A 10214-nucleotide genomic window follows, 5' to 3' on the forward strand; every position below is an offset into this window, starting at 1 on the left:
CCCAAAGTTGATATTAAGATCATGACCTTTGAGGATTATTCTGAGTTATATCAAGAAAATCTTGATAAAGTAAAAAAAGAAAACATTCAATTGGTTATAGTGGTAGGAGACAATGCTGGTGGTTTGCCAGAAGATATTGTTAGTACTTTTTTTGAACCATATGTTTCCAAGGGAAAAGAAGGTGGCACCGGTCTTGGTAGTTGGATGATTAAGAATGGGGCAGAAGATATTCTTAATGGACAACTATTGCTCGATAATCAGCCGGGTGAGGGGCTTTTTTATCATATATTTATTTGATTTGATCCTAACTTGAAAACATTAAGTTTATTAGATATTATTATTAATGGGGATATTAGCGTACTTAAAGAGTGGGGGAAACTATGTCTTTACAGGATGTAAAGAATAAGACAGATGTAATTACCAATGTTTCGTATAGTGTTCAGACCAAGGCAAGAGCAACACCCAAAGTAATTGTTAGGAAAAGTGTAAGCTTTCCTGTAGATAATACTACCAAGAATATCATGATTACTGGTGGCACTGGTTTGCTGGGTTCTCATATTTTGTATGAAATATTAGAAAACAATCTAGATAATTTACAGGAAATTAAGATTATTAATTTAATCCATGCAGGTTCAGAGGATAAGTTTAATGAAATTTTTAAAAAAGAGTTACTTTACACTAAAACAGCAGATTCAGATTTGGAGAAAGTTCGTTCAGCAATAGTAAATGTTTCTTTTGATGTTGGTGAGCCTTATTGTGGAATTAACGAATCTGTATTGAAAAAAATGAAAGGTTTGAAGATAACAGATCTTTATCATGTAGCTGCTTTGACTGATTTTAGAAACTCAGATGCAGTCAAACAAAGATTAGAAAAAATTAATATAGAAGGCACAAAAAACTTATTAGATTTATGTACAGTTTTAGCTGTGAAGAGTATTCATTATGTTAGCACTTCCTATGCCTGTGGTGTAGCCGAAGGAGTTATTTCTCCTGATTTCAATAATAAAAGTGCTGCTTTTCACAACAATTATGAGAAAACAAAGATAATAACAGAGGGGCTTGTTAAGGATTTTTGTGAAGCCAAAGGCATTAACTACATGATTTATAGAATCTCAGGGATTTCGGGCAGATTATTGTATGAACCAATAGGTTATACCAAAAAGTATGCAATTTTTTATGCGTGGCTAAATTATTTTTATAAGATTAGAAAACGAGCAGGGATAACTCCTGATCAGACATTATTTCTAAGAATGCGGTTGCATATAGACAAAACAACAGGAATTAATATTTGCCCAGTGGATTATGGTGCAAAATTAATACATGAAGTCTCTACAAATAAAAAATTTTCCAATAAAAAACAGGTGCATGTTGTTTGTAATAATAATTACAACCATCGAGAAATGGCTAAACAGATGTTTGATTTTTTAAATATAAAAGGATATACCTTTGTTGATGATAAGCCAGAAGCAGACACTCTGAATGATCTGGAACGTTTTTATTATAAATTTATTGGTGAGATATTTCATGGCTATATGAATGAAGGAGAAATGGTTTTCGATACAAAAAATTTGCAATCTGATTTTTCGGATGTCCTAAAACTTTGTCCTGTTATGGATAGTAACAATTACCATAAATTAATAGACTATGCAGTCAAAAACGATTTTAGTTAAGGAGTAGGGCAAATGAGCAAAAACAAGTTTTATAGTGAGAGTTTTAAGGTGTATTTAGTTGATACTTGTTGTTATGGTAATGCTACTTATATTTCTTATCATAAGTGGATTTCAATAGCAAAAGAGAATTTTTTTCTCACAGAAGTGGCAGGGTTTTCTGATTATTTCTTTAAGCAAGGAATCAAACTGATAGTTCTGGAGAATCATATTAAAATAGCTAAAGAATTAAAGTTACATGATAATGTAACTGTTACCGTTAGATGTAAGCAATTAAAGAAACTAAAGCTGTATCTGCAGTATCAGTTGCTAAATAATGAGGGTGAAATAGTCGCAGAGGGTGAAGACAAAATAACCTTTGTAGACAGTAACAATGGTATTGTTATAATTCCTGATAAAATTGACCAGGCTCTAAAAAAAATACTCATCTAGCATGCATCCCTTTACTGTTTTAAGTTTTTTAAACGCATTACTGAACATTAGCTTGGGAAGCTTTGTTTTATTAAGTAACAACAAAAAAATTGTTAATGTTTATTTCTTTTTATTCACTCTATCAATTTTTATTTGGAACATTGGGTATGGCATTATGTATAGTGTGCCTGACCTGCAAGTTGCTTTATTTTTTGCAAAAATAGGTACAGTGGGAATTATTTTGATTCCAGTCTTCGCTCAATTGTTTGTTAACAAGTTTATCAACAGGAAACATTATAAACTTAATAACATCATCTCTATTATTGCTGTTGTTCTGGTAGTTTTACTTTTTTTTGGTAAAACTTACACGGGTATTGCGGTTTATTCTTGGGGGAAATATCCAGTAGCTAACGATTTTAATTTCCTAAATATAATCTTTTATGTTTTTGTTTTCTCGAACCTTTGTGTGCAAATTATTCGGAAGATGAAAGAAGTAAATGTTGTGGAAAGAACAAGATTAAGATATCTTTTTGTAGCTTTTTTCATAGGGCTATTTGGTTTTATGGACTGGATTCCTAATTATTATCCTGCTTTTTATCCCTTAGCGTTTGTTTTATCTTTTAGTTGGGTCACCATTATTACTTATTCGATTTTGAAACATAGTTTGTTGGATATTGATATTTTATTAAAGAGGAGCACCTACTTTTTTGTTTTGTTTTTATTAGTGATATTGCCTTTTGTAATGTTCGCTAACTACATAACCAATCAAGTTTTTTCCACGCAAGCAAGTTACCATTACTTTTTGGTGGCAGGCATCTGGACAATCTTTATCCTTTTTTCTGAGTACATCAAGGAATGGATGAAAACCATGACTGATAGCCTTTTTTATGTGGCTGATTATAATTATGATAAAGTTTTGGACAGAGTTAATCGAAAATTAAGCGAAATTACCGATATTTACTTCTTGCTATACAGTTTGCAGGAAGATATTACCAAGTATATTAAGGTTGAAAATGCAGGTATTTTCCTTCCAAATAGAACTAAAACAAAATATTACTATGTTGAATTGGAACGTATGGATGATTTTATCGATTCCAGAAAAAGGTCTAAACTTTTATCTATTAGTATTACCCATTCATTATTAACAGTTATGCAGAGAGTTGAGGGGCATATCTTAGTTAAGGAAGAGCTTTTGAATTCCGTGGAATATCAAGAAGATATCAGCATCAGAGAATGTTTGTCTGTGATGGATATGATTGGAGCAGAAGCTTTAGTTGGAAGTATCTTTAAAAATAAAATAAACGGCATTTTAGTTGTTTCTAAGAAAAAAAGTGGGGATAGGTTTAAGACAAAGGATTTTAGATTGTTAAGGTTTATGATAAACCAAGGTTCTTTGGTGTTAATGCGCATATTCGAGATTGAGGAAAAAACGAGAATAGCCATAGAAAAAAAGATGTATGTAGAACACAAAAAAGAATTAGAAGAAAAAAACAACCAATTAAGAGAAGCTTTGATTGAATTAAAGGGTGCGCAGAATAGACTAATTGAGGAAGAGCAAATGTCTGCAATGGGTAAGCTTTCTGGTGAGGTGGCACATGATATTCGAAATCCTTTAAGCTCAATGAATAGGCTTTTTACCTATGTTAAGCAAGAGGATATGCTTAAAAATAATGACAAGGTAATTTTGGATTTGTATGAAGCAGTAGAAAAAAGCGACATTAAAGAAAAAAATAAAATGTTAAAAAGTTTAAAGTATTTATTGGTTAACAACAAAGAGATGGATTCGATTATAGAAGAAACGGTTCAGATTAATGACAAACTTCGAAAAATAGCTGATGATTTTTTGGATTATTCACGCACCTCCAAAGATATTCCCACAGAGAAAGTTAATTTAAAAAATTTGTTATTAAAAATCATTAAGCAGTTTAATAATTCAGATGAAGTTTTTAAGCATAAAATTACTGTGAAGATGACGGAAATGCCTGAAGTTAGAATTGTTATGTTTGAACATCAAATTCAAAAGATATTTATGAATATTATAGATAATGCAATTAAGGCTGTAGTTGAAAATAATATTGCAGAAAAGCTTGTGATAATTGAGGGATATCTTGTAAGTATAGAAAATAAAGAGATGATTTGTGTTGCAATCACTGATAATGGGGTGGGCATACCGGCTGAACATTTAAATACAATATTTAAGCCTTTTTATACAAAGAGAAAAAATCTTATGGGCACTGGTTTAGGTTTAGCTATTGTTAAAAAGATAGTTGAAGATGCTAAAGGCGATATCACTGTTGAGAGTAAAGAAGGAGCGGGGACTACTTTAAAGTTATTTTTGCCTCGTGTAAATTAAGTTTTTTCTGCTATAAGAACTCTTCTAAACCTATGCATATTTTCTAGTACTTTTCCAGTTCCATAGGCAACACTAGAAAGAGGGTCCTCAACTATTTTGATTTTAAGACCTGTTTCATCTGAGATGTATTTGTCTAAGCCTTTTAATAGTGCTCCTCCACCTGCTAAATAAATTCCATTATTGGAAATATCGACTGATAGTTCCGGTGGCGTTTGTTCTAAGGTTAGTCTAACTGTTTGCACAATTGTGTTAATTGGTTCTAGTAGGGCGTGTCTTATTTCTGAGGAAGTTAATGTAAATGTCCTTGGTAACCCAGTTACTAAGTCTCGACCATTTACCTCCATTTCTTTTTCTTTCAGTTTAGGATAAGCTGAGCCTATTTGAATTTTAATAGATTCAGCGGTTCTTTCACCTATTAGAAGGTTATAATTTTTTCTGCAATGACCAATTATTGCCTGATCCATCTCATCTCCAGCAACCCGTATAGATCTAGCTACTACAGTTCCACCTAAAGAAATAACCGCAACCTCAGTAGTTCCGCCGCCAATATCTACTATCATGCTTCCTGTAGGCTCCTCAATGGGCAAATTTGCGCCTATTGCCGCTGCCATAGGTTCTTCTATGAGAAAGGTTTCTTTCGCTCCTGCTTGGCAAGAAGCTTCCACAACAGCTCTTCTTTCAACATTGGTAATTCCTGAAGGAACTCCAATAATTATTCTTGGCTTGAAAATAGAGGCGTATCTGTTGGGGTAAATTTTGCTAATAAAACTTCTGATCATTTGTTCTGTAATATCAAAGTCAACAATCACGCCATCTTTTAGTGGACGCATGGCTATTATATTCCCTGGTGTTCTTCCAACCATTAGCTTGGCTTCTTTACCAATAGCCATGAGTTGTCTTGAGTTTTTTTCAATTGCTACGACGGAGGGTTCTCTAAGGATAATTCCTTTACCTTTGACGAACACGACAGTGTTTGCTGTCCCCAGGTCAATTCCAATGTCTTGTCGAAAATTATTAAATAGCATTAATTATTTTGCAGTAGTTGAATCAATAAAACTATCAATTCCAGAGGCAGTTAAGGCTTTCTTTAAAGCGTTTGCTTTTTCGAAATCCGTATAAGTGCCTGCAATAACTCTATATAAAGTTGTAGTGCCTTTGTTAATAGTTGTAATTTCAGACTCATAGCCATGTAAGGCTAAGTTAGTTTGAACTTTTTTGGCGTTTTCTTTTTGACCAAAAGTTCCAGCAATAAGGCTATAACTGACTGTGTTGGCTGGTTCTGCTTTAGCTACAACCGTTGTGACCACTGGTGCTTTGTTTTCAACAACAGCAACTTTGACAGGAGCAACAACTGGCGTAATGGGTTTAGCTTCTGTTTTAATTGGTACAGTTTTTTCAGGTTTGGTAGCTTTTGTTTCTACAGGTTTAGCTGTTACTTCTTCTTTAATGACGTTGATTGTTGCGACAACTTCGTCTATAACATCCGTTTCTTCCATTATTTCCTCTTGTTGGGGGTTAATAGGTATAGAATTATCAGAAAGGAATAAAACTTTGCCAATTGTGAAACTAGCATAAAAAACCATAACTCCAATAAGGATAACAAGTATCCCAAAAATTACTTTTTTAAAAAGAGAAACAAAAAAATTATCCTTTTGTTTCAAGAGCTCTCCTAGTCCAATCTCATTATCTAGTTCTTCGAAATCGAAATCTTTTAGTTCATCATCTGCAAACATAATAATCCTTTCTTTGCTTTATTGGTTTGGATTTTACAATTTCTATTATAATAAAGAAAAATTCTTTTTACTAGGCATTAAATCCCTCTTTTGCGTAATAATTTGTTTATTTAACAGTAAAATTACTTATTTGCTGGGGGATTAATACTTTTTAGACAAAAATAAGTTAAAATAGATTTATGAATTTAATTAATAATAATGTCGATATCCACTGTCATGTTGTGGATAATTATGGAGATGCTGGCATCGCTTTGAGATTAGCTAGGTCATATCAAAATAAATATCCATTAGCTAGAATTAGTTTATTTATTGATGATTTGAGTTTGTTAAATTTATTGGATAGTTCTATCAATTCAAGTTTGGAGATTCAAGAATTAGAAAATATAGTTGTTATAGATATCTTGAGAGCAAGAATGAATGATTTTTCCCCTGCGCCATTGGTTATTCAGCTTTTGGAAACTCCTTTGCCAGAAGTGTATCGAGACAAAGCGTATTTAAATAGTCAGCTAATTATTAATATAGAGGGAATTTCTGCTGAATCCTGGGTAGAAAGTGTTCATGGTAGCGCTTCATATATAGACGGAGTAGCAAAGAAGCACTTTTATATACCTGGCTTCACTGAACAAAGTGGTGGGATGTTAATAAATCAAGAAAAGCAAAAGAATAAACCTTTCGATAGAGCTTATTTTTTGAATGAACATAACTTAGCGCCTTCGTCTGATTGTTTAGTTGGTGTTCTTTTTAATTACGGGGAAGAAGTAGATGCAATGATTAATGCTTTAAATAAGTATCAGAAAAAAATATATTTATTCGTTTGTGGGGAGAAAAGTCAGCGCTCGTTAAGTCAGACGATGCTTCCTGAGGGTAAGCTAGTACTGATTTATCCAAGATTTTATTCTCAGCTTGAATTTGATGCTTTGTTGAAAATAGCTGATTTTAATTTAGTAAGAGGGGAAGACTCCTTGATGCAGGCAATTAATGTTGCTAATACTTTTTTATGGCAGATTTATCCTCAGACTGACTTTGCCCATATTGTTAAGATTAAGGCTTTTATTAATATGGCTGAGGAGTTTTTTGAGGATAAAGAATTGTTCAAGATTTATAAAGATTTATTGCTTTATTATAATGGAATTAGTGAGGCAAAAGATGAAGAAATCGAAGACATCACCTATTCATTTATGGATAATCTTGATAAAATAAGACTAAATCTTCAGAAACTTAGAAAGAAAGTTCTAGAAAAAGGTACATTAATAGAGCGATTATTAAAGTTTATTGAACAAATATAGGAGTGAAATATGAAGTTAGCAGGAGAGGTTAGAGCAGGGAATATTATTAAGAGAGGCAATGACCTTTTTTTAATAGTTAAGTGTGAATATTACAGAGCAGCAAGACAGAATGCTATTATCAAAATGAAGTTAAAGAATATGGAGACAGGGGCTTTGCAAGAAACTTCCTATACTATTACAGATAAGCTAGATGAAGTTAGGCTTGATGTTAAAAAGATGCAATATTTGTACTCAACGAATGATTCATATGCGTTTATGGATCAAGAAACTTTTGATCAAGTTGAGATTACTAAAGAAGATTTGGGTGACGCTATTTATTTTATTTTAGAAGAACAAATAGTTGATATTTTGTTTTATGAAAACAAAGCAGTTAGTATTGATTTGCCTAAATCAGCTAATTTAAAGGTTACTTATACAGAAGAAGTAACTAGAGGTGATTCCTCAGGTAAAGTTACAAAACCAGCAACTGTAGAGACAGGACTTGAGGTGCAGGTTCCTTATTTTATTAAGATTGGTGAAGTTATCATCGTTGATACCACGACAAAGGAATATGTAGGTAGGGAACAGTAATAGCCTCATTCGCCGGATAGATGTTTTTTGTTCTTATGATTGACGCTACATCTCGGCACCTTCTTGTTTCGACAAACTCAATACATTGCCTAAAAGAGAAGGTTTAGTTGAAAATAGTTTGTAAATTCAAAGAGCACTTAGGAATGAGTGCTCTTTTTTTATGGGTTTATTAAATTTGCTTTAAAATCAGTGCAATTTTTCCAATTATCTAATGATGTATCGAGATTACATTCAGTTATGAATGCAAGCTCGATTATCGTTGGTGAGTCAGAAAAATTGCAGGAAAGATATACACACAAATATATACACGGAAATGTCTATATTTGTGTGTCGTTGCAAAAACTTATCAGATATGTTAATATATTGCAATGAAGTTTGATGATCTTCTTTTAAAATATACTAAACAACCTTTTATTGACTTAAAAGGGGTAGCGCTTCTTTTTAATGAATCCATAAATCAAGTTCAAGTTCAGTTTTCAAGATTTGTAGATGCAGGAAAATTATTTAGAATTAGAAATAGTATTTATATATTTAGTGAAAAATATAGGCAGTTGAATGTTAACAGTTTTTATTTGTCAGCATATATCTTGCAACCATCGTATATTAGTCTTGAGAAGGCTTTGGAGTATTATGGGTTAATACCAGAAAATGTTTATGTGGTAACAGCCTTAACAACTAAAAGAGCAAATAGTTTTTCAAATATTGTTGGCGACTTTAGTTATCGACATATTCAAGAGAAGTTATTTTTTGGATATGTGTCTATGGATGAAAGTTTCCCTTATTTTATTGCGTACCCAGAAAAGGCTTTATTGGATTATGTGTATGTTAATCGACTAAAAGTAACAATCGGCATGGTTGAAGAGTTAAGATTACAGAATTTAGATGTATTAGACATTAATAAGCTAAGGAAGTTTTCTGTAATGTTTGCAAATAAGAATATTGATAAATTTGTTTTATTTCTTGAGGATTTAATTTTAAATGGGAATAGATTAAAGGAATTATGAGAGATTATTTAAGTCAGCTTGTTAATAAAGAAAAAGCATTTAATAGGTTAAATGTGACTAGAGAATACCTGCAGAGTTATATATTACTTATTTTACAAAAAAACAATTTTTTTAATATTGCTTCTTTTGTAGGGGGGACATCATTACGTTTTATTTCTCAATTACCAAGATTCTCAGAAGATTTAGATTTTTCATTGAAGATAGAACAAAAAGATTTTGATTTTTTAGCATTAATTAAAGCCTTAAGAATTGAATTACAGGCTGCTGGTTATCGTTTAAATATTTCATACAAAGATAACACTAACGTATATGTGGCTATGATTAAATTTAGTGAATTGCTTTATCCCCTTGGTCTTTCTTCTAATTTAAATCAAAACTTAAACATAAAATTAGATATAGACACTAATCCTCCAAAGGGAGCTACAAATCAGGTTTCTTTGGTAAATAAATATCTTCCATTAACTTTAGATCATTATGATTTATCCTCAATAATGTCTGGTAAAATAAATGCTATTATGACAAGGAAGTTTGTGAAGGGTAGGGATTATTATGATATATTTTGGATTTTAACAACTCACCCAAGGATTGTACCAAATATGGTAATGCTCAATAATGCTTTGGTTCAGTTTAATATTTCATGCAAGATTAATGATGATAATTGGAAAGCTGAATTACTTAAACTAATTGAAGGTGTGGATATGAAGAAAGTTATTTCTGATGTGTCTAGTTTTATTGAGGATTCTATATTGATTGAATCTTTTAATATTAATGGTTTTCGATTACTTTTAACCGCCTCATAATCAAGTCTGTTAGCTCAAAAGGGTTTGATACTATAAACGTAGCTCATTTAACGGGGCATAGTAAGCTTCAAACAACTTATCAATATTATATAAATCAGAATGAAGATAACTTGAGAAAAACGATAGAAAAATTCCAAATACTTTAAAGTGTACCCAAAATCAAAAAATAGGAAAATTAAAAAACGCTGTAAGCCTTGTGTCTATTGGTGGGTGATAACGGAATCGAACCATTGACCTCTTGCATGTCAAGCAAGCACTCTAACCAACTGAGCTAATCACCCTATAAAACGAACTATCAAATATAAGTATACACAAAAAATATACCCAGAGCACTCTAACTCCCGAAATTATCTGAATCTTTGATTCAGTAGTAATTTCGAGGATCCTCGA

Annotated in this window: 10 protein-coding genes and 1 tRNA gene; 8 read left to right on the forward strand and 3 right to left on the reverse strand. The window is 31.9% G+C overall.

Annotation, left to right across the window (positions count from 1 at the left end):
* The 4 genes from PHF25_00120 to PHF25_00135 form a co-directional block, all read left to right on the forward strand.
* On the forward strand, positions 1-297 hold a 297-nt coding region (locus PHF25_00120), incomplete at its 5' end, for an ATP-binding protein (protein ID MDD4526425.1).
* Positions 298-380: 83 nt separating this feature from the next.
* Positions 381-1670 carry an SDR family oxidoreductase gene (locus tag PHF25_00125; GenBank protein ID MDD4526426.1) on the forward strand — a complete coding sequence of 430 codons (1290 nt, stop codon included), beginning with the start codon at positions 381-383 and terminating at the stop codon, positions 1668-1670.
* Between the two features lie 12 nt (positions 1671-1682).
* Positions 1683-2099, forward strand: coding sequence for a thioesterase family protein (locus PHF25_00130; protein ID MDD4526427.1), 417 nt, complete (start codon positions 1683-1685; stop codon positions 2097-2099).
* A 1-nt stretch (position 2100) separates the two neighbouring features.
* Positions 2101-4431 carry an ATP-binding protein gene (locus PHF25_00135; protein MDD4526428.1) on the forward strand — a complete coding sequence of 777 codons (2331 nt, stop codon included), beginning with the start codon at positions 2101-2103 and terminating at the stop codon, positions 4429-4431.
* Here the strand turns inward: PHF25_00135 and PHF25_00140 are convergent.
* Both PHF25_00140 and PHF25_00145 read right to left on the reverse strand, forming a co-directional pair.
* Positions 4428-5456 (reverse strand): rod shape-determining protein, encoded by a 1029-nt coding sequence (locus PHF25_00140; GenBank protein MDD4526429.1) that lies wholly within the window; start codon positions 5454-5456, stop codon positions 4428-4430. The genes PHF25_00135 and PHF25_00140 overlap by 4 nt on opposite strands.
* A gap of 3 nt (positions 5457-5459) precedes the next feature.
* Entirely contained in the window at positions 5460-6164 is a 705-nt protein-coding gene (locus PHF25_00145; protein ID MDD4526430.1) for an SPOR domain-containing protein, read from the reverse strand.
* A 179-nt stretch (positions 6165-6343) separates the two neighbouring features.
* On the opposite strand from PHF25_00145, the gene earP reads away from it, so the two are divergent.
* From earP to PHF25_00165, 4 genes are all read left to right on the forward strand, one after another.
* Positions 6344-7450 carry an elongation factor P maturation arginine rhamnosyltransferase EarP gene (earP, locus tag PHF25_00150; protein ID MDD4526431.1) on the forward strand — a complete coding sequence of 369 codons (1107 nt, stop codon included), beginning with the start codon at positions 6344-6346 and terminating at the stop codon, positions 7448-7450.
* A 9-nt stretch (positions 7451-7459) separates the two neighbouring features.
* On the forward strand, positions 7460-8020 hold the full coding sequence (efp, locus tag PHF25_00155; protein MDD4526432.1) for an elongation factor P: 561 nt from the start codon (positions 7460-7462) through the stop codon (positions 8018-8020).
* A gap of 368 nt (positions 8021-8388) precedes the next feature.
* Positions 8389-9024 carry a hypothetical protein gene (locus tag PHF25_00160; protein ID MDD4526433.1) on the forward strand — a complete coding sequence of 212 codons (636 nt, stop codon included), beginning with the start codon at positions 8389-8391 and terminating at the stop codon, positions 9022-9024.
* A complete protein-coding gene (locus PHF25_00165; GenBank protein MDD4526434.1) occupies positions 9021-9824 on the forward strand; it encodes a nucleotidyl transferase AbiEii/AbiGii toxin family protein in 804 nt (267 codons plus the stop codon). The genes PHF25_00160 and PHF25_00165 overlap by 4 nt, the downstream gene beginning before the upstream one ends.
* A 204-nt stretch (positions 9825-10028) precedes the next feature.
* On the opposite strand, the gene PHF25_00170 is transcribed toward PHF25_00165, so the two are convergent.
* A tRNA-Val gene (locus tag PHF25_00170) sits at positions 10029-10105 on the reverse strand.
* Between the last annotated feature and the right edge of the window lie 109 nt (positions 10106-10214).

Source organism: Candidatus Margulisiibacteriota bacterium, assembly GCA_028706105.1.
In the GTDB taxonomy this organism is placed as follows: Bacteria; Margulisbacteria; Riflemargulisbacteria; order GWF2-35-9; family DYQY01; genus DYQY01.